Here is a 26055-nt window from a genome sequence, read left to right as displayed (position 1 = left end):
ATACTGGGTTTTTTCCCCGAAAAAGAGCATCTCGCCATGCGTTTCGAAGGCTCATCGCAGTACGTCGCCACCGACGACCTCAAGCTCGCGGTCAACGCCGCGATGACGCTCAAGCGCCCGTTGCTGATCAAGGGCGAACCCGGCACGGGCAAAACCATGCTCGCCGAAGAGGTCGCCGCCGCGCTCGGCATGCCGCTCCTGCAGTGGCACATCAAGTCCACCACCAAGGCGCAGCAGGGTCTTTACGAGTACGACGCGGTGTCGCGCCTGCGCGATTCGCAACTCGGCGACGAGCGCGTCAAGGACATCCGCAACTACATCGTCAAGGGTGTGCTGTGGCAGTCGTTCGAGTCGGAGGAGCAAACCGTGCTGCTGATCGACGAGATCGACAAGGCCGATATCGAATTCCCGAACGACCTGCTGCGCGAACTCGACCGCATGGAGTTCTACGTGTACGAGACGCACGAGCTGATCCGCGCGAAACAGCGCCCGCTCGTGATCATCACGTCGAACAACGAGAAGGAACTGCCCGACGCGTTTTTGCGCCGCTGCTTCTTTCACTACATCAAGTTCCCCGATCCGGTCACCATGCAGCAGATCGTCGAGGTGCATTATCCCGGCATCAAGAAGGAACTGCTCGCGGCCGCCATGCAGAGCTTTTTCGAACTGCGCAACGTCGCCGGATTGAAGAAGAAGCCGTCCACCTCGGAACTGCTCGACTGGCTCAAGCTGCTGCTTGCCGAAGACATTCCGCCCGAAGCGCTGCGCTCGTCCGACCAGAAGCAGATCATTCCGCCGCTGCACGGCGCGCTGCTGAAGAACGAGCAGGACGTGAGCCTGTTCGAGCGGCTGATCTTCATGAACCGCAATAACCGTTGATTGATGGTTGATCGGTTGACCGGGCGTCGACCGATCATTGACTGAGCGCCGGGTCGCCGCCGCGAGGCCGCCATCGAACAGCGCGCCACACCGACCACCCGCCGCCGCACAGGACCCAGCATGCTGATCGACTTCTTCTACTCGCTGCGCGCCGCCAAGCTGCCGGTGTCGGTGAAGGAATACCTGACGCTGCTCGATGCGCTCAAAGCCAACGTGATCGCGCCGTCGCTCGACGAGTTTTACTATCTCGCGCGCATGACGCTGGTCAAGGATGAGCAATATTTCGACAAGTTCGACCAGGCGTTCGGCGCGTATTTCAACGGCGTCGCGCAAGCCTCGGAGCTCGCTTTCGACGTCCCGCTCGACTGGCTGAAGAAGAAGCTGCAACGCGATCTCTCGCCGGAAGAAAAAGCGCAGATCGAAGCAATGGGCGGCCTCGACAAGCTCATGGAGCGCCTGAAGGAACTGTTCGACGAACAGAAAGAGCGCCACGAAGGCGGCAACAAATGGATCGGCACGGGCGGCACGTCGCCGTTCGGCAATGGCGGCTATAACCCCGAAGGCGTGCGCATCGGCGGCGACGCGGCGGGCAACCGCACGGCGGTGAAGGTCTGGGACGCCCGCGCCTATCGCGATTACGACGACCAGGTGGAAATCGGCACGCGCAACATCAAGGTCGCGCTGCGCCGCTTGCGCCGTTTCGCCCGCGAAGGCGCCGCCGAAGAGCTCGACCTGCCCGACACGATCCGCAGCACCGCCGCGAATGCCGGCTGGCTCGACCTGAAGATGGTGCCCGAGCGGCACAACAAGGTGAAAGTGCTGATGCTGCTCGACGTGGGCGGCTCGATGGACGACCACATCAAGCGCACCGAAGAGCTGTTCTCCGCCGCGAAAGCCGAGTTCAAGCATCTCGAGTTCTACTACTTCCACAACTGCGTGTACGACTTCCTGTGGAAGAACAATCGCCGCCGTCACGCCGAGCGCATGCCGACGTGGGACGTGCTGCACAAATTCACGCCCGACTACAAGCTGATCTTCGTCGGCGACGCGACCATGAGCCCGTATGAAGTGCTGCAGCCGGGCGGCTCGGTGGAGTACAACAACGCCGAAGCCGGCGCGGTATGGCTGCGCCGCCTCGCCGATCATTTCCCGCATCACGCGTGGCTCAATCCCGAGCCGGAAGGCTTGTGGGCGTACCGGCAGTCGGTCAGCGCGATCCGCGAAGTGCTCGGTCACCGCATGTATCCGCTCACGCTCGCCGGCCTCGAAACCGCCATGCGCATGCTGAGCAAATAGTCCGATCACGTTCACGCTTTACCTTCAACCATAAGAAAGCTTCTGCATGAGTCCGTCGTCATCGCCCGAATTGTCCCCTGCCGCAACGCCGCCCGGACGCCTGAATCCCTTCGCCGACACTTCGCTGTCCGCCATCGTCGCCGGTTTCGTCGCGATGATGACCGGCTACACCAGTTCGCTCGTGCTGATGTTCCAGGCGGGCCAGGCCGCGCATCTGACCGATGCGCAGATTTCGTCGTGGATCTGGGCGCTCTCGATCGGCATGGCCGTGTGCACGATCGGCCTCTCGCTGCGATTCCGCGCGCCGATCGTGATCGCATGGTCTACGCCCGGCGCGGCGCTGCTGGTGGCCTCGCTGCCGCAGGTGCCGTATGCGGTGGCGATCGGCGCGTTTATCGTCTGCGCGCTGCTGCTCACCGTGGTCGGCCTGACCGGCTGGTTCGATGCGCTGATGAAGAGGATTCCGGCCGGCATCGCCTCGGCCTTGCTGGCGGGCATCCTGTTCGAGATCGGCATCGAGATTTTCCGCGCCGCGCAGTTCCAGACCGCGCTCGTGCTGACCATGTTCTTCACCTATCTGATCGTCAAACGGCTCGCGCCGCGCTATGCGATCGTGACGACGCTGATCGTCGGCACGGCCGCCGCCGGCGCGCTCGGGCTGCTCGACTTCAGCCACTTTCACGTCGCGCTAGCGCATCCGGTATTCACGATGCCGGCGTTTTCGGTGGCGGCCAGCGTCAGCATCGGGATTCCGCTCTTTGTCGTCGCGATGGCCTCGCAGAACGTGCCGGGTATGGCCGTGCTGCGCGCGGACGGCTACACCACGCCCTCCGCGCCGCTGATTTCGACCACCGGCATCGCTTCGCTGCTGCTCGCGCCGTTCGGCTCGCACGGCATCAATCTTGCGGCGATCACCGCGGCGATCTGCACCGGTCCCGAAGCGCACGAAAACCGCGACAAGCGTTATACCGCCGCAGTCTGGTGCGGCATCTTCTATCTGATCGCCGGCATTTTCGGCGCGACCATCGCCGCGCTGTTCGCGGCCTTGCCCCAGGCGCTGGTGGTTTCCGTCGCGGCGCTGGCGCTGTTCGGCTCGATCATGGGCGGCCTCACCAACGCCATGCAGGACGTGAAGCAGCGCGAGGCGGCGCTGGTCACGTTCATGGTGACCGCTTCAGGGCTGACGCTGCTCTCCATCGGCTCGGCATTCTGGGGGCTGGTGGCGGGCGTGCTGACGCAAGTGGTCTTGACCGCGCGGCGCGCCTGAAGGACCGCGGCGCTGCGGCTGTAAGTTCCGGCAATGTCTGCCGATGCCCGGATATCGTCGGCGGAAAAATTGCCGCTCGAAATCCGTGTGAACGGATCGCCACGGGCAAGTGTCAACACTGCATCAGGCGATCGCCATAGAATAGAAGCATTCGGCAGCGTTTCCCGGCAACATGGCGGGCAGTGCTGCAGCGTGACCCGCGGCCGCCGGGCCTGGTTTGCCTTGCAGGCCGGCGGCAATCTCATTTCTCCTGAACCACGGCGCACGCGCGCCCTGAAGGCCCGAACATGACAACCGCACTCGACCAACTCAAGCAATACACCACTGTCGTGGCCGATACCGGCGACTTCCAGCAGCTGGCCCAGTACAAGCCGCAAGACGCCACCACCAATCCGTCGCTGATCCTTAAAGCGGTGCAGAAAGACGACTACAAGCCGTTGCTGGAAAAGACCGTCAAGGCGCACGCGTCGAAGCCGGTCGGCGCAATCATCGACCAGTTGCTGATCGCATTCGGCACCGAAATTCTCAAGATCATTCCAGGCCGTGTCTCGACCGAAGTCGATGCGCGCCTGTCGTTCGACACAGAAGGCTCGATCGCCAAGGGCCGCGAACTGATCGCGCTGTACAAAGAACACGGCATCGGCCGGGAGCGCGTGCTGATCAAGCTCGCCTCCACGTGGGAAGGCATTCGCGCGGCGGAAGTGCTGCAGAAGGAAGGCATTCACTGCAACATGACGCTGCTGTTCTCGCTCGCCCAGGCCGCCGCCTGCGCCGAAGCGGGTGCGCAGTTGATCTCGCCGTTCGTCGGCCGGATTTACGACTGGTACAAGAAAAACGCCGGCAGCGCGTGGGACGAAGCGAAAGACGGCGGCGCCAACGATCCGGGCGTCAAATCCGTGCGCCGCATCTACGCGTACTACAAGAAGTTCGGCTACAAAACCGAGGTGATGGGCGCGAGCTTCCGCACGCCGGGCCAGATTCTGGAACTGGCCGGCTGCGATCTGCTGACCATCAGCCCGGATCTGCTGCAAAAGCTGCATGACAGCACCGAGAAGGTGGAGCGCAAGCTGTCGCCGGATATCGCCAAAGAATCGGATATCGAGCGTGTGCCGGTCGACGAGTCGTCGTTCCGTTTCCTCGTCAACGACGAAGCGATGGCAACCGAAAAGCTCGCCGAAGGTATCCGCGCCTTCGCAGCGGACGCAATCAAGCTGGAAAAGCTGATCGACGCGCTGCGCTAAGCCCGCCTCGCGGCGCTCAACGCCCGCGCTCGAAACTCGCGGCCCTGGATCGCACGGTTCAGGGCCGCGCGCCGTTTACTCGCGGTGTTCTGGAGGGTTTGGAGAGCCGCGTCCGGCGGTGAGAACCGTCGCCCGCCTCCATGACACATAGTCACAATTGCCTCCCGACGGGCGCCTACAATCGTTTGCACGAGCGCTCTCCCGCCGCCCTGTTCCGGGGATAGCGCCGCCGCTGACCTTTATTCCGGGAGACGATCATGCAGGTCCAACCTTACGTATTTTTCAACGGGCGTTGCGAAGAAGCGCTCGATTACTACTGCGCGAAGCTCGGCGCCCAGGTAACGTTCAAGATGCGCTACAAGGAGGCGCCGCCCGATCCGCAGAACCAGCCGCGCCCCGGCCTCGAAGAAAAAATCATGCACGCCAACGTGCGGATGGGCTCGACCGACTGGATGGCCTCCGACGGCCATTGCGATCCCGCCGTCGGCCCGATGAGCGGTTTCAGCCTGTCGCTGACAGCCGACGACACGGCCTGCGCCGAAAAGTACTTCAATGCCCTCGCCGACGGCGGCCAGGTGATGATGCCGTTTCAGCCGACCTTCTGGAGCAAGGGCTTCGGGATGGTGGTGGACCGCTTCAATCTCATGTGGATGGTGACGCTGCCGGAAGGTTGAGCGCGCGGCGGCGGGCGCTCTCGCGCCGCGAGGGCCGAGGCTTGTCGTGGTTGATCAGTTGGTGCGACTGGTGCAGTTCATCGCAATCGGTGCGGTCTGGGCGAGGTTGGCCAATCGCGCCCGGTCCGGCTCCCACTATCGCGCCTGGTCCAGCCACCTCGCCAGCGCCGGTCAGCCTAAACCTTCGCCAAAACCCGCGAATGCCGTTCGATGTTCCAGTTCGGCTCCGTTTCCAGCAACAACTCGCGCAACCGGTCAACCTGTTCGGCAAGCCGCTGCCCGAGCCAATACGGTCCCTGAAACTCGGCCGGCAGCTTGAGCGCCGCGTCGGCGTGCCTCTGCGCGAGCGGCAACGCGGCCGGAATGCTGAAGTGCGTCGCCCGGCCAAAACGCAGGGCGCGCGCCATCGCCAGCAAAATCGCGCGCACGGTGCTCACCTCCGCGCCGCATTGCCCGGCATACGCCGCCCGCGCCACCGCGTCGGCGTGCATCAGCGGACCGGTGGCCAGCAACTCCAGCGAACTGAGCACCGAGCGGTGCAGCCGCTGAATCTCTTCGAGCTTCGCTTGCGGCACATCGATTTCCTTCGCCACCGATGGCATCAGCGAACGCAATTGCACGAGCCCCTTGTTGATTGCGAGAAAACGCTTGACCTGCTCTTCCTCGCTGATCGTCTCGCCCTCCAGCAGGCGCGTGTAGATGCGTGCGCATTCGCGCAGATTGGCCGCGATGCCATAGCGCCACGAATAGGTGGCATGCAGCGGCAGCGCGAACGAAAACGCCAACGCGATCACAATGCCGATCAGCACGTTCAGCGTGCGCCACAGGCCGACGTCGATCAGGTTGTCGCCGTGGCCCGCGACGATACACATGGTAATGGCCGTCAACAGCCCGATATAACCCGACGAGCCGATCGCAAACCACGCGCAGATGGCGGCGACGATCGACATTAGCAGATAGGTGAGCGGCAGCGAACCGGTCAGGTTTTGCAGGAGAATCAGCGCAAGCCCGATCGATGCCCCAAGCAGCGTGCCCGCCGCCCGTTCGGCCGCCTTCTTGCGGATGTTGCCGTGATGCTGCAAGCCGCCGATCACCACCAGCAAGGTGACCGAAGACCAGATGCCATGCGGAATATCGATACCCGTGGTCGCCAGAATCGAAACCAGCATGGCCAGGCCGACACGCAGACTGTGCAGCACCTTGGCGTGGCGATAGCGGTAGTAAGGCGAGGTAATCGCGCGAACCATCCGGCTGAGCGCCGAGCGGCGTGGAATCAAGGTGTGGGAATCGGCAGAAGCCATACGGACGCGCTCGAAGCTGTAAAGGACGGTTTCGCTATCCTGCCCTGGAGTACGCTATCAAGACAAACGCCCGCAGACCTTCGTCTGCGGGCGCTGTAGTTTTCAGGCTCCCGAACCCGTTGAGGCGGGACGACGCAAGTCGCGCGCGCCTAGCTTTCCACCACGTCCAGATAGTCTTCCGGGCGGGTGCGGTCTTCGGCGCGCTGCATGCCGGCCGCGCGCACCAGCAGGCTCACCACCACCGCCACCACCAGATTCACGATCAGCGACCATACCGCCGCATAGCCCGGAATCGCCATGCCGAACAGGTGGATCGTAAAGATCGAGCCGGCCAGCTTCAGCGAAATCGCCATCCACGTGCCGGTTGCGATGCCGACCGCCCAGCCGATCAGCAGGCCGCGATAGTCGAGCACGCGCGTGTACAGACCCAGCACGATGGCCGGCAGCGTCTGGATGATCCAGATACCGCCGAGCAGTTGCAACTGAATCGCGTACGTGAGCGGCAGGCCGAGAATGAACGCCACCGCGCCGACCTTGACGATCAGCGAGACCAGCTTCGCGACATTGGTCTCCTGCTCATGCGTCATGTTGCGGTTGACGAACTCCTTGTGGATGTTGCGCGTGTACAGGTTCGCGGCCGCGATCGACATGATCGCCGCCGGCACCAGCGCGCCGATGCCGATTGCCGCGAACGCCACGCCGACGAACCACGACGGGAAGTAATGCAGGAACAGCGCCGGCACCGCGAAGTTCGGGCCGAACGCCTTGAAGTACGGTGCGAACTCCGGCATGTCCTTCACGCCCGAGGCAAGCGCCATGAAGCCGAGCAGCGCAAGCAGGCCGAGCACCAGCGAGTAAGCCGGCAGCATCGCCATATTGCGGCGAATCGTGTTACCCGACTTCGACGAGAGCACCGCCGTGATCGAGTGCGGATACAGGAACAGCGCGAGCGCCGAGCCCACCGCGAGCGTTGCGTACGCGCTGTAGCCGTTCAGGCTCGACACGTCCGGCGCCTTCAGCAACAGCTTGGCCGGCGGCACCACGCTGAAGATATGCCCGAAGCCGCCCAACTGCGGCGGAATCACAATGATCGCGGCGAAGATCGTGATGTAGATCAGGATGTCTTTGACCACCGCGATCATGGCCGGCGCGCGCAAACCCGAGGTGTACGTGTACGCCGCGAGAATCGCGAACGCGATGATCAGCGGCAGGTCGCCGACAAAGCCCTTGGTGTCGAAACCAAGCGCGCCGATCACCACTTCGATACCGACCAGTTGCAACGCGATGTACGGCATGGTCGCGACGATGCCGGTCACGGCGATCGCCAGAGCGAGCATGCGGCTGCCATAGCGCGCCGACACGAAGTCCGCCGATGTCACGTAGCCCTGACGTTTGGCGATGCTCCACAGTTTCGGGAACACGACGAACGCAAACGGATAGATCAGGATCGTGTACGGCAGCGCGAAGAAACCGGTTGCGCCCGCACCGAATACCAACGCCGGCACGGCGATGAAGGTGTACGCGGTGTACAGGTCGCCGCCCAGCAGGAACCAGGTGACGATGGTGCCGAAGCGCCGGCCGCCGAGACCCCACTCTTCCAGATGCGCGAGATCGCCGCGCCGCCAGTGGGCCGCGATAAAGCCGAGAATCGTGACGCCGACGAAAAACAGCACGAAGACGAAGGTAGCTGTGGCGTTCATTATCGTGCGCCCCCCTGCGGACGGCCATTGGAGCGCGTCTTGGTCTTGAAGTACACGAGCGCCGTGATGACCGCGCTGATCAGCACCCACAGGAGCTGATACCAGTAGAAGAACGGAAAGTCGAACAGCACCGGTTCGACCTTGTTATATGACGGCACCCAGATCATCGCGATCCAGGGCAACAGCAGCAACCAGAGCCAGTGCTTGCTGGCTTTGTTCGCGTCGGCGTCGTGAGCCATGACGTCTCCTCTTCCCTATTATTGAAATGTTGGCCCGTGTTTGACGGGTGGTGGACCCACGGCGGATGGCCACGGGCGCCCCGAAAGCTCCGAAAGAGTATAGGAGCCGCGAACGCGCGGTCAAGCAGGGACGACCCGAGCACGAGCGTGCTTTCGGGGTCGGCGGGATGGTGTCCGAACGGGCGTGTTCGAAGCAATGGGACGGCGCACGTGAGAGGCCGCGCGGCCTGGCTGAGAGGCCGGCCTGTGTCGCATGGACGCGGACCGGCTGCTCGATGCGCGATGGATGGCGGCGCGCGCAAGCGTCGCGCGGGCGCAACGACGCCCGGCGCCGAGGCGGGGCTATCGAGCCTGCGCGCTGCCTTGGGCCGCACCGGCGTACGCGAGCCCAACCACCTTCGGCGCCGGAATCAGATCGAGAACGAGGCGCCGGTCTGTCCGGTCGATTCCTGCAAACCCTTGATCCACTTGCGCGCGGGCAGACCGAGTTCGGTTTCGATCAGCTTCGCGCGCGTTTGCAGCGCCGTGAACGGCACCTCGAGCGGCGGCCCCGAAAACGCGATCGCGATGCGGTTGCCGTCGTGCACTTCCGGCAGCGCGACCACGCGGCCGTTGAAGGCTTCGTTCAAGCGCTTCATGTTGCGCACGAAGCTCGGATGATCGCCGAACAGGTTCACCGTCACCACGCCCGCGTCGGTCAGACACGCGCGCACCGCGCGATAAAAGCCCACGCTGTCGAGCACCGGGCCGCGCGCGGTCGCGTCATAGACGTCGATCTGCAGCGCGCCGATCATGCCGTGGTTGGCGCGGTCGTTGACGAAGTCCCATGCATCGGCTTCATGCACGGTCAGCCGCGCGTCGTCGTGCGGCAGTTCGAACATCGTGCGCGCGGCCACTACGACCGCCGGGTTCACTTCCACCGCCTCGACCTTCGCGCGCTTGAGGAAGCGGTACGCGAACTTGGTCAGCGCCGCGGCGCCCAGACCGAGCTGGACGATACGCTTCGGTGTTTCGATGAACAGCAGCCAGGCCATCATCTGCTCCGCGTATTCCAGTTCGATGTGATCCGGCTTGCGCAGACGCATGGCGCCTTGCACCCACTCCGTGCCGAAATGCAGAAAGCGCACGCCGCCCTCTTCCGAGAATGTCACCGGCGCGAAACGAGGCTTGCGCGGCGCTTCGATTTGCGGCGCGTCGTGCAGATCGTCGCCGAGCGAGGCGCGCTTTTTATTGCGCATGGCGTGGTGCTCTTTCTGTGTTTTCTGTTTTCCGCCGGCGGCATCAGCGTCACGGTTGCGGAAGGCGCGCGCTTCAGCCGAAGCGCGCTTGATCAATTTCGTCATGTAAGGATGTCGCGCCAAAGACGCAATTTTTGGTCGAAGGAGAGCATAGCATTCGCCGGACTCGACGAAGGCAATACCAGGGTGACGTAGCCCGCCGCACCGATCACCGGCGCGAAGCGGCCCGCCGTCTTGCCGTTGAAGCAGACTTTCGCGAGCTTCGGCGCGTGCTCGCGCAATGAAGCGAAATCGTTGGGGCTGGCATTGCGGATCGCCGCGTCGAGACTGCCTTCGCGCGTGCAGGCGGCGAGCACGTCCCACACACCGATGCCGTGAGCCAGCACGCGCCGCAGACGCTCTGTGTAGCCGAGTTCGGCGAGCGGCTCGTCGAGCACGGTGCCGAGAAGCCGCCAGAACTGGTTGCGCGGATGCGCGTAATACTGCGTCGCGGCCAGCGACGCCTCGCCGGGAAAGCTGCCGAGAATCAGCGTATGCGTATCCGCGGCGACGACGGGAGGAAAGCCGCGCAGCATCAGCGGCGCTGCTCGTCGGACGCGCGCGTGGCGGGATGCGCGCGCGAGGCGGTGTGTTCGAGCGGACGGCCGTGTTCGCGCACGCGCGGATGCGCAGACCAGTCGCCTGATATGCCAGCCCCGGACACAGTGGCCAGATGCGCCCACAGCGCCGGCAGCATGCATTCGGTCACCATCAAGGGCGCGCCGTGGCGCTCGAACACCGAGCGGCGCGCGACCAGCGCGTGCGGCGGCAGGCTCTCGATCGCGCACGCCGCGAGGCGATAGAGCGGATGCCGCGCGGTCAGCCTGCGGCTCACCAGCGACGAACGCGCCACGCTGCTGTCGCTATACAGCAGTTCAGCCAGCGGCCGCGTGCGCAAGCGCCGCATGGCCTGCCACACGCCGGCACTCGCGGCGAGCGGCGCGACGCTATGCGCCGCCACGAACGGCACGCCGTCGACCGCGAGCACGACTTCGCGCACCCAGACCGGCACACGCGGCGCGAGGCCGAGCGCGGCGTGCTCGTCGGCCCACGGCAGCGCGACGCCTTCGCGCGTCACGCGAACCGCGACCGCGCCGAGCGCGCGCAGATGCGCGGTCAGTGAACCACCACGGGTCAGCCAGTCTTTCTGCGCGGCGCTCAGGCCGGGCAAGGGAGCGACGCGCCAGTGGGCGTCGGCGGCAACGAAACGGATAGACATGGTGTCGGATTATAACGGCGCGGACGTCGGACCATTCCGCACCGGGCACGCTCTATCCTTCAGCAAAATCCGTCCACTACGCCGCGGGTCGCGAAGCACCTCGACTGGACTGCCGCTCCCGGTTAGTTCCGCTTCTCCGCCGCTCAGCTCGCGCCTGAGCGCGCCTCATTTTCAGCCGGCGACAAACTCGCGCAACGCTTGTGCGACTTCTTCGAGCACCGGATCCCACCGCCCCAGCTCGCGCTGCCTGAACAGACGCGCCGACGGATACCACGGACTATCGTCACGCTCCGTCATCCAGCGCCAGTCCGTAAACGTGGGTACCAGCACCCAGACCGGCGTGCCGCACGCGCCAGCCAGATGGGCAATCGCGGTATCCACCGTAATGACCAGATCGAGCGACTGCACGATCGCCAGCGTATCGGCGAACGTGCCGATCTCCGGCCCAAACCTGTGCATGTCGATATCCGCGCGCCACGCCGCCGCCTCGTTCTGCGCGTCGCCCTTTTGCAGCGAAAACCATCTCACGCCGGTCTGCTCCAGAACCGGCAGCCATTGGGGCAACGGAATGGACCGGTAGCGATCGAGCCCGTAAGCCGGATTGCCGGCCCAGACAATGCCGACGCGCTTTCTGAACGGACCGCGCGCATCTACCGGACCGATTGCGGCGAGACGGCGGCGCCAACGCTGCATCTGGGCCGGGGCCGCACGCAGATAGGACGTGGCGAGCGGCAACATCGGCAGATCCAGCTTCATGGGCTCCGGCATTCTGAGCATCCGGCACCAGTAGTCGTACGGTCCGGGCGGCGCGGTGGTCCACGCGGCATGCACACCGGCCGCGAGACGCGCCACGTCGCCCAGCGGCACCTCGACCCAGACGTCGACCCGCGCGCCATGCCGATGCAGCCAGTCGGCCATGCCCAGAAACTGCAATTGATCGCCAAGCCCCTGCTCGCCGACGAGCAGAAAGCGGCGCCCCGCCACCGGCTCGCCCCGCCACTCCGGATAAGCGGGGCGAGCCAGATCGCGATTTTCCGGCAATGCCTCATGCCACCGGTATTGCTTCCAGCCGCTTCGGAAATCGCCCGCGCGCAGTTGGGCGGCAGCCAGATTGAATTGCATCAGCGGATGATCGGGCATCAGCCGCGCGGCTTCCACGGCATGGGCATGCATGGCGCGGAACTCGCCCAGCATGTTGAACGCAAACGACGCGTTGTGATGCAGCCAGCCGTTGTGCGGATCGACGCCGAGGCCCTCAAGAGCGACACTCACCGCGTCCTTGAAACGCTCCACGCCGTTCAGGGCATAAGCCACCTGTTGCAACGCGGACGCGTCGGCGGCGAAACGGCTGCGCAGCCCGGCGAGCAGGTCGTCGATCTCCGCATCACGCTGCGCCGCGGACAGCGCCGCGATCAGTTCGAGCGCGTCCGGCAGATGCGTCGAGTCGAGTGTCCACGCGCGTAGCCAGCAGTCCGCTGCGTCCTCGCGGCGATCGAGTTCCGTACTGATTCGCGCAAGCGCGCGCACGGCATGATGCAATGCCGGCTCGAGTTCGAGCGCATCGAGATAGTGCCGGCATGCCTCGGCAAGGCGCATCGACAGCTTCAGACAGTCGCCCAGATTGCGATGCAGGCTCGCAGTGCCGCCACCCAGGCTCATGGCGCGATGGTAGAACGCTTCGGCGGCGATCAGCTCGCCGCCCAGCGCGGCAATCAGGCCGCGATGCTCCCAGATATCCGCGCGCTCGGGCGCAATGTTCAAGGCCCGATCCAGATACTCGCGCGACCGTTCGGGCCGATCGACGCGAAATGACGCGAGGCCGAGACGGTGGAGCGCGTGTACGTTTTGCGATTGTTCCGCGAGGACTCGCTCGTAAGCGGCAATCGCTTCATGATGGCGCCCTGCGGCGAAGCAGACGTCGGCGTGCGCGGTGATCGTGACGACGTCGTTGGACAAGGAAGTGCGCAATGGTGAATCTGTTTCGTGCATCAACATCAATCAATCGGTTACGTGGGTTGCTCAATCTGCAATCGCCTGCGCCGCTCAGGCGGTTCGGTCCGACACCAGCATCGCCGTGAGACGGGCGGCCACCCGCTCGACGACCGGCGTCCACTGCGCGGGCTGCGGCTGCCGGAACAGATCGACGGAGTCATACCAGGGCTGCGTCTCTTCGGTGCCCCAGGACCAGTGCGAGACGTGATCGAGCACCGCCAGCACGCGATGCCCCAGCGCGCCGCCGAGATGCAACGGTGCGCTGTCGATCGTCACCAGCGCATCCAGTGCGGCAAGATGGGCCGCTACGTCGTCGAAACCGTGCTCGTATTCGCCGCTCAGATCGCACACGCGATAACCCTGCGCGGCGAGCGCGGTCACATCGGCGCGGCGGCCGGGCGTGAGCGGATGGAATACGACATCCGGGAGCGCCAGCAGCGGCGCCAGTGCGGCAAGCGGTATCGACCGTTTGGCGTCGCGCCGGTGCGTGGCGCTGCCGGACCACACGAGGCCGATTCGCCACTTCGCTTCGGGCACGCTTGCGTCGACCCGTTCGCGCCACGCCGCCGCCTTCGTTGCATCGGCCCGCAGGTAAGGCGTGCCGCGAACCTGCTGCGGCTGGAGGCCGAGCACGAGCGGCAGGCTCATGATCGGCAAAGCATAGTCGGGCAAGCCGAGCGGGCCGTCTTCGATCGACACGCAATCCGCGTAGAACCGCGCAAACAGCGGTTGCAACGCGCGACGCACGGCGAGCACCAGACGGCCGCCCTCGTCGCGCACGCGCGCTGCCAGTTGCGGAACGAAGCGGACCATCTGGATGTCGTCGCCGCTGCCCTGCTCACTGTGCACCACCAGCGTCCTGCCGCCGAGCGCTTCGCCATGCCAGCGCGGGCACAAGCGCGCCATCAGGCTGACGACGTTGTTCTGTTCGCGGTCTTCGCGCGCAAGACGCGCCTCGAAACGCGGCCATGCGCTCGACCAGGCGCCGCACCTGAGCCCGAGGTCGGCGAGATCGACCGCGGCCTGTATGCCTGACGGATCGATCGCGAGCGACGCCACCAGCGCCGCTTCGCTGTCCTCATAGCGCGCCTGCTCGCCGAGATACATGCCGATTGCCGCCAGCACGTCGGCATTGCCGGGCGCGGCGGCATCCACGGCGCGCATGGTGACTTCCGCGGCGGCCGCGTCGCCGCACTGCCACTGCGCGTGACTGAGTTGCCACGCCATTTCCGCGTCGGCGGGATTGCGGGCAAGGCTCTCGCGACAGATGCGCTCCACCGTCGGCCAGTCGCGAATCTCGCGGAACGCCAACGCGAGTTGCAACGGCAAAGCCGGGTCGATCGCGGGGTCGAGCGCATACGCCCGCAGCAGCGCCGCGCGACGCTCCGCACGCGCGTTCATCCCGGTGAGCGCCGCCAGCGCGATCGACAAGCACCACGGCGCGCGCGCGTCCCACGGCGCCCGACGCTCATAGGCGCGCAGCATATGCGCGGCCGCCGACTGCGCACCGCAGCCGTCGATCAGCCAGATCACCCAGTCGATCGTCGACTCCAGCGGCTGAGCGGCCACCGCCAGTTCGCTGTTGCGCTGCGCGGCGTCGGCGCGGCCGAGCGCGTCGGCGAAGAGCGCCACCCGCGCATGGCGCGCTCCGTTCGAGCACGCTAGTGCCTGGGACGCGCTGTGATAGGCCTCCTCGAAACGCTCCGCGCTCGCGCACAGGTCGGCGTGCAACTGCGACGTCACACCTGTCGCGGCGAACTCGACGGCGCGGCGCGCGGCGGCATCGAAACCCTGCTCGCGCAGAATCGACCACAGGAGATGAACGGAATCGGGAGTTACAGCGAGAGCGGAATCGGACATGGGAGTCGGGAGCGTGGTGGTTACGCGCGAACGCGTAATCGTAAAAATAAGATCCTGTGCTTACGATGCTTAAAGATTGCAAACAATCCTTCAAGCCTCCGAATAAAAAACGCGCGATCATAAGATAAAGCCGCGCGTTTGCATCTCACAAACCAATCTCAATTTAATGCCGTTGATTCTATTTAGTTAGTTAACCATAATTAATTTCAGTCGACGAAGGGCACGGCCCTGCCGGTCGACCAGATCAACCCGTCACCGTATGGAGCAACGCTTGAATACTGAAAAATTGAAGGAAACGTCCGACCGCATCGCTCATCTGGCCGCTGTGGTGTTGCGGCGCACGGGCATCGCGCAACTGGAGAAGGAACTGGCAGGATCGGCACTGGCGCAACATCACACGTCGAAACAGACCAGCAAGGCGATCGGCAGTCTCGCGGCGAAAGTGCTGGCCGATCATGTTTCGTGTCACGAGGCAAAGGAACTGGCCGGTTGTGTGCTCTCGCAAGTGCGTCATGTGGAGGGATCGGCGCCCGCGCGTTGAGCGCGCCACCTGAGACCACCCAAGCGGCCTCGGCTCCGCCGCGTCGGACAAAAAAAATGCGCTGCCGGAGCAGCGCATTTCCCAACCACAAGCGTCAGCGCGACGCAGCAGAATCAGGTGCGATTCATGCCTCGTTTGCGCGCGCCAGCAGCAGCGCATTGGTGCGCTTCACGAAGCTCGCCGGGTCTTCCAGCGCGCCACCTTCGGCGAGCAAGGCCTGGTCGAACAGCAAATGGCACCAGTCGTCGAAGTTCGCGCTGTCCGCATGCAGCCCCTTCACCAGCGCGTGCTCCGGATTCACCTCGAGAATCGGATGAAACGACGGCGCCTGCTGACCCGCAGCCTTCAGCATGCGTTGCAGATAGCCGCTCATTTCGCCGTCGTCGGCAACGAGACAGGACGGCGAATCGGTCAGGCGGAACGTGAGGCGCACGTCCTTGGCCTTGTCCTTCAGCGCTTCCTTCATCTTCTCGACGAGCGGCTTGAACTCTTCGCCGACCTTTTCCTGCGCTTCTTTTTCTTCGTCGTTCAGCGCGCCCAGATCGAGATCGCCGCGCGCCACGCTTTGCAGCGGCTTGCCTTCGAACTCGTTCAGGAACGACAGGATCCACTCGTCCACGCGGTCGGTCAGCAGCAGCACTTCCACGCCCTTCTTGCGGAACACTTCGAGGTGCGGGCTGTGGGTCGCGGCCTGCCAGGTGTCGGCGGTGACGTAGTAGATCTTGGTCTGCTCGGGCTTCATACGCGCCACGTAATCGGCGAGCGATACGGTCTGCTCAGGCGTGTCCGTATGCGTCGACGCAAAGCGCACGAGTTTGGCGATCCGCTCGCGGTTGGCGAAGTCTTCGCCGATGCCTTCCTTCAGCACCTGGCCGAATTCCTTCCAGAAACCGGCGTACTTTTCCTTGTCCGCCTCGTTATCCGAATTGGCCAGATCTTCGAGCATCGACAACACGCGCTTGGTCACGCCTTCGCGGATCGCCTTCACGTCGCGGCTTTCCTGGAGGATTTCGCGCGACACGTTCAGCGGCAGATCGGCCGAATCGACCACGCCCTTCACGAAACGCAGATACGCGGGCAGCAGCTGCTCGGCGTCGTCCATGATGAACACGCGTTTCACGTACAGCTTCAGGCCGCCGCGATGATCGCGGTTGAACATGTCGAACGGCGCGTGGGTCGGCACGTACAGCAATTGCGTGTACTCGCTGCGGCCTTCGACGCGGTTATGCGTCCATGTGAGCGGATCCTGATGATCGTGCGAAAGGTGCTGATAGAACTGCTTGTACTGCTCGTCGGTGATGTCGTTCTTCGAACGCGTCCACAGCGCGCTGGCCTGGTTGACGGTCTCGTCTTCGTCTTTCGTGACCATCGCGCTCTTTTCCGCGTCCCACTCTTCCTTCTGCATCAGGATGGGCAGCGCGACGTGGTCCGAGTACTTCTGAATGATCGATTTCAGACGATGCGACGACAGCAGTTCGTCCTCATCGGCACGCAGATGCAGTGTGATGGTCGTGCCGCGTGCGGCGCGCTCGATCTGCTCGACCGCGAAATCGCCCTCGCCCGCGCTTTCCCAGCGCACGCCTTCAGAGGCCGGCAGACCGGCACGGCGCGTTTCCACGGTGATCCTGTCCGCGACGATGAAGCCCGAATAAAAGCCCACGCCGAACTGGCCGATCAGCGCCGCGTCTTTCTGCTGGTCGCCGGAGAGCTTGCCGAAGAATTCCTTGGTGCCCGAACGCGCGATTGTGCCGAGGTTGGCGATCGCTTCGTCGCGGCTCATGCCGATGCCGTTGTCGTCGATCGTGATGGTGCGCGCGTCCTTGTCGTACGACACGCGAATCCGCAGGTTCGGATCGTTCTCGTACAACGCGCTGTTTTCGATCGCTTCGAAGCGCAGCTTGTCGGCCGCGTCGGACGCATTCGAAATCAGCTCGCGCAGGAAAATTTCCTTGTTGCTGTACAGCGAATGGATCATCAGATGCAGAAGCTGTTTCACTTCTGCCTGAAAGCTCATGGTTTCTTGTGCCATGGTCGGACTTCCTCTCTGTTGCGAATGGGGTTCAAGTCAAGGCGCGGCGCCGTTCGTTGCGGCCTGAGCGCTGGCGTGTCGGCTGGCGGTGGGCCGGCCGCCGCCAGCCGTAGCCGTAGCCGTAGCCGTAGCCGTAGCCGTAGCCGTAGCCGTAGCCGTAGCCGTAGCCGTAGCCGTAGCCGTAGCCGTAGCCGTAGCCGCCGGATCGTCCGCCTAATTGGGGGCAAGCCGGCGCGGTTTCAAGAGGCGCGCCGCGCCACGCCGTCGAGATAACGGCACAGAAACGTTGCCAGCTCCGGATCACCGCAATTGGCGATATTGAAGCGCATCCAGGTGGTCGGCGACTGCTGCGGCGAGAACAGGCTGCCGGGCGTGAGCAGAAAACCGGCTTCGTGGCCGGCGGCCGCCAGCGCGTCGGCATCGACGCCAGTGTCGGCCCACAGGAACATGCCGGCCATCGGTGTCAGGAACAGCTTCAGGCCGGTCTTCTCCAGCATCCGCACGGATTTCTCGCGCACGCCGTCGAGCCTCACGCGCAGCCGTTCGACGTGCCGCCGGTAGTGGCCCTCGGTCAGGATCTTGTACAGCACGCGCTCGTTCAATTCCGGGCTCGTCATGCCGACCAGCATCTTCTGGTCGCTGACCGCCGTCGCCACGTCAGGCGCGCAGGCAATGAAACCGACCCGCAGATTCGGCGCGAGCGTCTTCGAAAAACTGCCCAGGTAAATCACGCGCTTCAACTGGTCGAGGCTCGCGAGCCGCGTGCCCGGATAGCTCGGCGGGCACAGATCGCCGTAAATATCGTCCTCGACGACGATGAAATCGTACGCTTCGGCCAGACGCAGAATGCGGAACGCCTGGGCCGCCGTGAGCGACGTGCCCGTGGGGTTCTGCAGCACCGAGTTGATCACCAGCATTTTCGGCCGCCACGTTTGCACGAGCGACTCCAGTGCGTCGAGATCCGGGCCGTCCGGCGTGTACGGCATGCCCACCAGCCGCGCGCCCTGCGAGGCGAACCGCCCGAACATCTGAAACCACGCCGGATCGCCGACGATCACGGCATCGCCCGGTTTCACGTAGATGCGCGAGATCAGGTCGATCGCCTGCGTGATGCCGGACACCATTACGATCTGATCCGGCGAAGCGCCGATCTCCAGTTCTTCGAGCCGCGTCTGCAACTGCTGGCGCAACGGCAAAAAGCCCTGCGGCGTGCCGATGCCGAGCATCTGCGCGCCGCTTTGCCGGCCGAGGGTGCGCAGCGCGTTGGTGATCAGGTCGCCGTCGAGCCAGCGTGCCGGCAGATAACCGAGGCCGGGACTGCGCTCCGGACGCGCGCCGGTGTGCAGCATGTTGCGCAGCAGCCAGACCACGTCGATGGTGGCGGGCGCCGCCGCCTGGGTAGGCGGATGAATCTCGGCGGTGGCCGCGGCGGCCAGCCGTTCGCGCACATAGAATCCGGAACCGCGCCGCGACTCCAGAAAACCCTGCGCCACCAGCCGTTCGTACGCCTCGACCACCGTAAAGCGCGACACGCCCTTGTCGAGCGCGAGCTTGCGGATCGACGGCATGCGCATGCCGGGGCGGAACACGCGCTCCTCGATACGGCGGCGCGCCCACTGGACGAGCTGCTCCACCAGCGTCAGCGACGCCGTGTCGTGCGGGGCGGGAATCTGGGCAAGCGGGACGGACATAACGGAGGCTCCAACTGTACCGAATAGTATCGAACCGATTGTATCGTTACTGTGCAGGTCGGCGCCGCTACATTTGAGATAAGCAAAGGATGGGACGCAGTGCGGCAGGTCTTCTGACATCTATGCCGATACTTTCGCGTCATCCGGCAAAACCCTGCCGAAACGCCATCCGCATGGCCCGCCGATCCGGCAAACGGTTATGCTTACGGCCCCGGCAACGTTGCCGCCACACCCGGCACGTACCGGTTTACCGCAGAGAACCGTTTCCCCGATCCGTCATGACTGCTCACCCGCTTCGCCTTGATCACCTCGTGATTTCCGCCCTCACCCTCGACGAGGGCACGCAGTACGTCGCCGACACGCTCGGCGTCGCGCCGGCCCGCGGCGGCGCGCATCCGCTGATGCGCACGCACAACCGCCTCCTGAACCTGTGGGGCGGCGTGTATCTGGAAGTGATCGCGGTCGATCCGCTGGCGGCGTCGACAGACAACGCGCCGCGCGCCCGCCTGTTCGCGCTCGACGACCCGGCCACGCAAGCGCGGCTCGAAAACGGCCCGTATCTGTCGCACTGGGTCGCGCGGGTCGAGCGGCCGAAACATCTCCCCACGTGGCAGGCGCAGTATCCGCAGCGCATTCCCCCGGCGGTTCCAATGACGCGCGGCGATTTCACCTGGAGCCTGACCGTGCCCGACGACGGCGCGTTCCCCGCCTGGCAGGGCGGCGGCGACGGTGTGCTGCCGTCGCTGATTCAATGGGACACGGTGCGGCATCCGTCGACGGTGTTGCCGGAAACGGGCATTTCGCTGACGGCCCTGAAGGGCGTGCACCCGCAGGCAGACACGTTGGCGGCGCAACTGCGCTGGCTCGGCGCGGCGCATCTGATCGAGTTGCAGGCCACGGATGGCGCGCCGGCCCTCGTCGCCGAGTTTGAAACGCCCGACGGTCTACGGACCCTTAAATAAGCAGCGCGCGCGGGTCGCCGACTCGCGCGATAATTGAAGTTTTGACCGGTTCCAGTACCAGCAGAGGAGACCATGGACCAAAGCGACTTGAAAGCCCCCATGTGGCAATTGTCCGAACGCGCACGCAAGCTCACGAGCTCGGCGATCCGCGAGATTCTGAAGGTCACGGAGCGGCCCGAAGTCATTTCGTTCGCGGGCGGCCTGCCCTCGCCGGCCACCTTCCCGGCCGAACGCATGCGCGCGGCGGCCGACCGCATTCTGCGCGACGAACCGGCCGCCGCCCTGCAATACAGTGCGACCGAAGGCTTTGCGCCGCTGCGGGAATGGATCGCGAAGCGCTACTCGGTCAACGGCGCGCAGATTCGCGCAAGCCAGGTGCTGATCACCACCGGCTCGCAACAGGCGCTCGACCTCCTCGGTAAAGTGCTGGTGTGCCCGGACAGCCCGGTGCTAGTCGAAACGCCGACCTACCTCGGCGCGCTGCAATCGTTTTCGATGTACGAGCCGCGCTACGTGCAAGTGCCGACCGACGAACACGGCCTCATTCCCGAAGCGCTCACGCCCGAACTGACGGCCGGCGCGCGCCTGCTGTACGCACAGCCCAATTTCCAGAATCCGACCGGCCGCCGCCTGCCGATCGAACGCCGCCGCGCGCTCGCCCAGTTCGCGAAAACCGCGCCGTTCCCGGTGATCGAAGACGATCCGTACGGCGCGCTGGACTACGCGGGCGAACCGCTGCCCACCATGCTATCGATGGCGCCGGACCATATCGTCCATCTCGGTTCGTTCTCGAAGGTGCTGGCGCCGGGTCTGCGGGTCGGCTACATCATCGCGCCCGAAGAGCTGATCTTCAAACTCGTGCAAGCCAAGCAGGCCACCGATCTGCACACGCCGAGCTTCACCCAGCGCATCGTGTACGAAGTGATCAAGGACGGCTTTCTCGACACGCACGTGCCGACCATTCGCGAGCTGTATCGCAACCAGTGCGCGGCGATGCTCGCCGCGCTCGAACGCTACATGCCGGAAGGCGTAAGCTGGAACCGTCCGGAAGGCGGCATGTTCGTGTGGGTGAATCTGCCCGCGCAGATCGACAGCATGAAACTGCTCGAAGAAGCGGTCGCGCAGAACGTCGCGTTCGTGCCGGGCGGCCCCTTCTTCGCGAATGAAGCGCAACACAACACGCTGCGTCTGTCGTTCGTCACAGTGCCGCCGGCCAGGATCGACGAAGGCGTGTCGCGTCTCGCCGCGCTGATCCGCGCGAAAATCTGAGCGTTTTCTGCATGATCTTCGCCCGCCCCGCGTCTACCGAACTCCACTACTGACCAAGGAATCAACATGGCTCAATCGAACGTGTACGACAAGCTGAAGGAACTGGGCATCGAATTGCCGAGCGCAGGCGCGCCGGCCGCCGCTTATGTCATGAGCGCGCAAAGCGGCAACACGGTGTACCTGTCCGGGCACATCGCGAAGAAGGACGGCAAGGTATGGGCCGGCAAGCTCGGCGCCACCCTCACCACCGAGGAAGGCAAAGCTGCCGCGCGCTCCATCGCCATCGACCTGCTTGCCACGCTGCATGCGCATGTGGGCGATCTGAACCGCGTCACGCGCATCGTCAAGCTGATGAGTCTCGTCAACTCGACGCTCGAATTCACCGAACAGCATCTGGTCACCAACGGCGCGTCGGAATTGATTGCCGATGTGTTCGGTGAACGCGGCAAGCATGCGCGCTCGGCATTCGGCGTCGCGCAGATTCCGCTCGGCGCGTGTGTCGAGATCGAGCTGATCGCTGAAGTCGGCTAATGTACCGAAGTCTGCACGCCGTATCACCGGGGCAGCCTGCAACGGCTGCCAGTTAGTCAGGCGTGGTGCGCTCAGAACGCGTCGCGAGGTGTCGACCACCCGCGGCGCGTTTTGCATTTGTGGCGAGGTAGCTCGTTCCGTCGTCAACGGATAGAATCCGCCAACACTATCCATCCGTTTGATTCGCTGGACCGCGCCCCATGCCCGCCCATACTGTCCGTTTCAAACAGGTCGACGTATTCACGTCGGTGCCGTTCAAGGGCAATCCGCTTGCCGTCGTGTTCGATGCCGATGCCCTCGATACCGATCAGATGCGGGCCATCGCCCATTGGACCAATCTGTCGGAAACCACCTTCCTGTTGAAGCCCAGCGATCCGGCCGCCGACTACCGCGTGCGCATCTTCACCACGCGTGGCGAATTGCCGTTCGCCGGTCATCCGACGCTCGGCACCGCGCATGCGCTGCTCGAAAGCGGCTATCAGCCGAAGCAGGCCGGCAAGCTCGTGCAGCAGTGCGGCGTGGGGCTCGTCAAGCTCGAGGCACTGCCTGAAGCGGACGGCGCGTGGGCCTTCGCCGCGCCGCCCGCGCGCGTCACGCCGCTTGCCGAGGATCGCTACGCGGCGCTGTCTACGGCTTTGCGTAGCGAATCGATCGATTTCAGCGCGACGCCCTGCGCGGTCGACAATGGTGCGCCGTGGCTCGTGGTGCGCGTCGATTCGGCGCGTGAGTGCCTCGCGCTCGAACCCGATGCTGCCGCCCTCGCCGACATGGTGAGTTCGGTGAATACCCACGGACTTGCCGTCTATGGCCCGCATGATGCGGGTGGCCCAGCCACCTTCGAGGTGCGCTGCCTGATGGCCGGGGGCAGCTTCGGCATTGGTGAAGATCCTGTGGCCGGCAGCGCCAATGCGGCGCTCGCGGGCCTGTTGAGCGCACAGCAGTTGCGCCCTGGCGCGCGCTATTCAGTGCGTCAAGGCACCGCGCTGGGCCGCGCCGGCCAGGTTCGCGTGCACTACGACGATGCACGTCCCGAAGGAGATCCGCTTCGGGCACGCGGCAAGACGTGGATTGGCGGTCCGTCGGTGACGATCATCGACGGCACGTTCCGCCTGCCCTGACCGGCGCGCGCCCGGCCTCGCCCGAGCATGAGCCCAGGCCCGCCACCGTAGGCAGAACAGGGTTAGCCCCGCCTCGCCACGCTCGACCACAAAACGCCGCATCGCTTGCTTCATTCAATGCGCGGCGCATTGGGAAAGGCCTGGCACACCTGAATGCCAGCACGCCGGAGCGCCAATTGCCGATGAAATGCCCGAATACGACCGCGAGGCAACCCCCTGAAGACCGGCCACGCCGGCTGCCAGACCCGCCGTACGGGACAGCTTGTCGCGCCCGCGTATACCCGATGCCCGGACCCTTCCTTAATCCAGTGGCATTCAGTAATATCGAAACGTACGCGATGACCTGCGGATGGTCAGGCACGGCGCCACGCTTCCTTCTTCTGCGCAGCAGTTCCGGCACCTCGGTCACCATGCAGCCACCCATGAAATCAGCGCAGTCAATTCTCGCGCGCCTGTTACCGGCCGGCACCCAGGCACGGGCCGCCCGATGAGCCAGTCCCGCTTCTCAGACCAGCGCGAAGCCAAACCCCGCCGCGATCCCGCAGTGTCGCGCCGTCGCGCGTTTCTCGCTATTCCCGCGCTCGGCGTTCTGGTCCTGATCCTGCTTTGGACGGTGATCTTCGCGCGTCTCTCGGTCGAGAAAGAAGCCACGTATCGTGAAGCCATGGCCTCTGCCGCGATTCTTTCCGCAGCGCTGGAGCAGCACACGGTCAAGGCGATTCATCAGGTCGACCAGATCACCCGCTTCGTCAAATTCGAGTTCGAGAAGACGCCGAATCATTTCGATCTCGCGAGCACGGTGGAAAAAGGCGTCGTGCAAAGCGAGACGCTGGTGCAGGTGTCGCTGATCGACGAACACGGCACCTTGATCGCCAACACGGCCGAACTCAATCCCCGGCACATCGATCTGTCCGACCGCGAACACTTCAAGGTTCACGAACACGAAAACGACGACCAGTTGTATATCAGCAAACCCGTGCTCGGCCGCGTGTCCGGTCACTGGACCTTGCAGATGACGCGGCGTCTGAATCATCCGGACGGCTCGTTCGCGGGCGTGGTGGTGGTGTCCGAAGACCCCAGCTATTTCACCTCCGACTTCTACAACAACGCGGCCATCGGCCGTGAAGGCGTGATCGCGGTGATTTCGGACAGCGGCGCGGTACTGGCGAGGCGCACCGGCACCGCCGACACCGCGAGCGGCGCCTTCTCGGCGAGCGGTTCGTATCCGACTTCGGAGCACGTGTCGGGCACCTATGTCGATTCGATCGACAACGTCACGCGCATCGTGTCGTACCGGCACATCGACGGTTATCCGCTCGGCGTGCTGGTGGGTCTGTCGCAAGCAGAAGAATTCGCCGACTACAACCACACGCGCAATGTCTATCTGCTAATGGCGGGGTTCATCTCGCTCGCCATGCTGAGCTTCTTCGCCGTGGCCACCGGCCTGATCGGCAAGCTGCTCGGTCGCGAGCGCGAAATGACACATCTGGTCGAATACGATCTGCTCACCGGCCTGCGTAATCGCTATGCCACGCTGCAAAGCCTGCGGCACGACGTCGCGCAACCGGCCAACCTCGGCCGCCTCGCGATCCTCTTTATCGACCTCGACAACTTCAAGACCGTCAACGACACGCTCGGCCACAACGCCGGCGACATCGTGCTGCAAATGACGGCCTCGCGGCTCGCCATCGCGGTGGCCGACGGCGGCGCGCTGAGCCGCATCGGCGGCGACGAGTTCGTGGTCGTGATCAAGGGCGACGACGTCGAGAAGCGTGCCGTCACGCTGGCCGAAGCCGCGGCCGAAGCGTTCGCCAAACCGTTCGAAGTACGCGGCAGTTCGTTCGTGCTGCACGCGAGCATCGGCATTGCGCTGTACTCGGTCGCCAACGAAAGCGAAATCGACCTGCTGAAAAAAGCCGACCTCGCCATGTACAGCGCGAAAGACGCGGGCAAGAACTGCTACCAGTTCTATTCACCGCAACTGTCGCATCGCGCCGATCATTTGATGAAGTGGGAACAGCAATTGCGCGTGGCGCTCGCCGAAGGGCAACTGTTTCTCGCCTATCAGCCGAAGATCGATCTGACACGCCGCTGCATTACCGGCTTCGAAGCGCTGGTGCGCTGGAATCATCCACAGCACGGTTTGATTCCGGCGAACGAATTCATTCCGGTCGCCGAATCCACCGGCCTGATCGTGCCGATCGGCGACTTCGTGATCGAGACCGCCTGCCGTCAGCTCGCGCTGTGGCAGCAGCAAGGCTACGACACGCTGTCGCTCGCGGTGAACATTTCGGCGGTGCAGTTCTGGCGCGGCGACTTGTACGAAACCATCTCGCACGCCATCGAGGAAAGCGGCATTTCCGCACGCCGCCTCGAACTGGAAATCACCGAAACGGCGATGATGGAATATCCCGAACTCGTCTCGGAGAAAATTTTCGCGTTGAAGCGCCTCGGCGTGCGCATCGCGCTCGACGATTTCGGCACCGGTTATTCGTCGCTGTCCTACCTGAACCGTTTCTCGGTGGACACGCTGAAAGTGGACCGTTCGTTCATCCAGGCAATTCCGGGCGACCGCAGCGTCTGCGTGATGGTCACCGCGATCGTCAATCTGGCGCGTTCGCTCGGGCTCACGGTGGTGGTCGAAGGCACCGAGACCGAAGAGCAGATTGCCTGGCTTGCCGCGCTCGGACATATCGAGGCGCAGGGCTTCCTGTTCTCGCGTCCGGTGCCGGTGGACGCGATTCCCGCGCTGCTGGAACGCTTCGGCGTCTGCGGCATGACGGGCACGAGCCGGCAGGCCGCGCGCGACGCGGATAGCACCACCAGCGTCAACACCAACACGTGAACACAGCGGCCCTTGCAGGTCGTCACGGATGATCTACCCGCGGCGCCGCAAACCGGCTACATTCTCGCTGTACCGGTCACAGCGCGATGCCGCCCGGTGGTCGCGCCAAATCACAACGATGATC

General features: G+C 64.3%; 21 protein-coding genes. 11 read left to right on the top strand and 10 right to left on the bottom strand.

Going from position 1 to position 26055, the window contains the following annotated elements; genetic code table 11:
- The first annotated feature begins 36 nt into the window (after positions 1-36).
- The 5 genes from PDMSB3_RS05550 to PDMSB3_RS05530 all read left to right on the top strand — a co-directional run bounded on the left by PDMSB3_RS05550 (position 37) and on the right by PDMSB3_RS05530 (position 5357).
- Positions 37-879, top strand: coding sequence for an AAA family ATPase (locus PDMSB3_RS05550; RefSeq protein ID WP_007175711.1), 843 nt, complete (start codon positions 37-39; stop codon positions 877-879).
- A 120-nt stretch (positions 880-999) separates the two neighbouring features.
- Positions 1000-2175: a vWA domain-containing protein gene (locus PDMSB3_RS05545; protein ID WP_007175712.1), complete on the top strand. Its 1176-nt coding sequence runs from the start codon at positions 1000-1002 to the stop codon at positions 2173-2175.
- 46 nt (positions 2176-2221) lie between these two features.
- Positions 2222-3442 (top strand): benzoate/H(+) symporter BenE family transporter, encoded by a 1221-nt coding sequence (locus PDMSB3_RS05540; protein WP_007175713.1) that lies wholly within the window; start codon positions 2222-2224, stop codon positions 3440-3442.
- A gap of 287 nt (positions 3443-3729) precedes the next feature.
- Complete coding sequence (gene tal / locus PDMSB3_RS05535) at positions 3730-4683, top strand: transaldolase (protein WP_007175714.1); 954 nt, start codon at positions 3730-3732, stop codon at positions 4681-4683.
- Between the two features lie 257 nt (positions 4684-4940).
- Positions 4941-5357: a VOC family protein gene (locus PDMSB3_RS05530; RefSeq protein ID WP_007175715.1), complete on the top strand. Its 417-nt coding sequence runs from the start codon at positions 4941-4943 to the stop codon at positions 5355-5357.
- A 176-nt stretch (positions 5358-5533) separates the two neighbouring features.
- On the opposite strand, the gene PDMSB3_RS05525 is transcribed toward PDMSB3_RS05530, so the two are convergent.
- The 8 genes from PDMSB3_RS05525 to PDMSB3_RS05490 form a co-directional block, all read right to left on the bottom strand.
- Positions 5534-6658, bottom strand: coding sequence for an FUSC family protein (locus PDMSB3_RS05525; protein ID WP_197740214.1), 1125 nt, complete (start codon positions 6656-6658; stop codon positions 5534-5536).
- Positions 6659-6807: 149 nt separating this feature from the next.
- Positions 6808-8358 (bottom strand): monocarboxylate uptake permease MctP, encoded by a 1551-nt coding sequence (gene mctP, locus PDMSB3_RS05520; RefSeq protein ID WP_007175717.1) that lies wholly within the window; start codon positions 8356-8358, stop codon positions 6808-6810.
- The gene (locus PDMSB3_RS05515) at positions 8358-8597 is read right to left on the bottom strand and encodes a DUF3311 domain-containing protein (RefSeq protein ID WP_007175718.1); all 240 of its coding nucleotides are present in this window, start codon (positions 8595-8597) and stop codon (positions 8358-8360) included. Before PDMSB3_RS05515 ends, mctP begins: the two co-directional genes overlap by 1 nt.
- Positions 8598-9007: 410 nt before the next feature.
- Positions 9008-9940 carry a class I SAM-dependent methyltransferase gene (locus PDMSB3_RS05510; protein ID WP_165185349.1) on the bottom strand — a complete coding sequence of 311 codons (933 nt, stop codon included), beginning with the start codon at positions 9938-9940 and terminating at the stop codon, positions 9008-9010.
- The gene (locus tag PDMSB3_RS05505) at positions 9937-10410 is read right to left on the bottom strand and encodes a DNA-deoxyinosine glycosylase (protein ID WP_007175720.1); all 474 of its coding nucleotides are present in this window, start codon (positions 10408-10410) and stop codon (positions 9937-9939) included. Before PDMSB3_RS05505 ends, PDMSB3_RS05510 begins: the two co-directional genes overlap by 4 nt.
- Positions 10410-11093 carry a chorismate--pyruvate lyase family protein gene (locus PDMSB3_RS05500; RefSeq protein WP_007175721.1) on the bottom strand — a complete coding sequence of 228 codons (684 nt, stop codon included), beginning with the start codon at positions 11091-11093 and terminating at the stop codon, positions 10410-10412. Before PDMSB3_RS05500 ends, PDMSB3_RS05505 begins: the two co-directional genes overlap by 1 nt.
- A gap of 171 nt (positions 11094-11264) precedes the next feature.
- Positions 11265-13088, bottom strand: coding sequence for a tetratricopeptide repeat protein (locus PDMSB3_RS05495; protein WP_007175722.1), 1824 nt, complete (start codon positions 13086-13088; stop codon positions 11265-11267).
- A gap of 48 nt (positions 13089-13136) precedes the next feature.
- Positions 13137-14945 (bottom strand): tetratricopeptide repeat protein, encoded by a 1809-nt coding sequence (locus PDMSB3_RS05490; RefSeq protein WP_165185348.1) that lies wholly within the window; start codon positions 14943-14945, stop codon positions 13137-13139.
- Between the two features lie 259 nt (positions 14946-15204).
- On the opposite strand from PDMSB3_RS05490, the gene PDMSB3_RS05485 reads away from it, so the two are divergent.
- Complete coding sequence (locus PDMSB3_RS05485; protein WP_007175724.1) at positions 15205-15486, top strand: hypothetical protein; 282 nt, start codon at positions 15205-15207, stop codon at positions 15484-15486.
- 124 nt (positions 15487-15610) lie between these two features.
- Here the strand turns inward: PDMSB3_RS05485 and htpG are convergent, their stop codons facing one another.
- Both htpG and PDMSB3_RS05470 read right to left on the bottom strand, forming a co-directional pair.
- The gene (gene htpG / locus PDMSB3_RS05480) at positions 15611-17515 is read right to left on the bottom strand and encodes a molecular chaperone HtpG (protein ID WP_007175725.1); all 1905 of its coding nucleotides are present in this window, start codon (positions 17513-17515) and stop codon (positions 15611-15613) included.
- A gap of 239 nt (positions 17516-17754) precedes the next feature.
- Positions 17755-19206, bottom strand: coding sequence for an aminotransferase-like domain-containing protein (locus tag PDMSB3_RS05470; RefSeq protein ID WP_007175726.1), 1452 nt, complete (start codon positions 19204-19206; stop codon positions 17755-17757).
- Between the two features lie 278 nt (positions 19207-19484).
- Between PDMSB3_RS05470 and PDMSB3_RS05465 the strand changes: the two genes are divergently transcribed.
- The 5 genes from PDMSB3_RS05465 to PDMSB3_RS05445 all read left to right on the top strand — a co-directional run bounded on the left by PDMSB3_RS05465 (position 19485) and on the right by PDMSB3_RS05445 (position 25931).
- A complete protein-coding gene (locus tag PDMSB3_RS05465) occupies positions 19485-20168 on the top strand; it encodes a VOC family protein (protein WP_165185347.1) in 684 nt (227 codons plus the stop codon).
- Positions 20169-20240: 72 nt separating this feature from the next.
- Positions 20241-21437, top strand: a complete 1197-nt coding sequence (locus tag PDMSB3_RS05460) for an aminotransferase-like domain-containing protein (protein WP_007175728.1) — start codon at positions 20241-20243, stop codon at positions 21435-21437.
- Between the two features lie 66 nt (positions 21438-21503).
- Positions 21504-21968, top strand: coding sequence for a RidA family protein (locus PDMSB3_RS05455; RefSeq protein WP_007175729.1), 465 nt, complete (start codon positions 21504-21506; stop codon positions 21966-21968).
- Positions 21969-22168: 200 nt separating this feature from the next.
- Complete coding sequence (locus PDMSB3_RS05450) at positions 22169-23086, top strand: PhzF family phenazine biosynthesis protein (RefSeq protein WP_165185346.1); 918 nt, start codon at positions 22169-22171, stop codon at positions 23084-23086.
- Between the two features lie 487 nt (positions 23087-23573).
- Complete coding sequence (locus tag PDMSB3_RS05445) at positions 23574-25931, top strand: bifunctional diguanylate cyclase/phosphodiesterase (protein WP_165185344.1); 2358 nt, start codon at positions 23574-23576, stop codon at positions 25929-25931.
- Positions 25932-26055: the final 124 nt, after the last annotated feature.

Origin of the sequence: Paraburkholderia dioscoreae (assembly GCF_902459535.1) — a bacterium.
GTDB lineage: Bacteria > Pseudomonadota > Gammaproteobacteria > Burkholderiales > Burkholderiaceae > Paraburkholderia > Paraburkholderia dioscoreae.
Note: the sequence above shows the minus strand (reverse complement) of the source record. Positions and strands in the feature narration are given on the sequence as shown.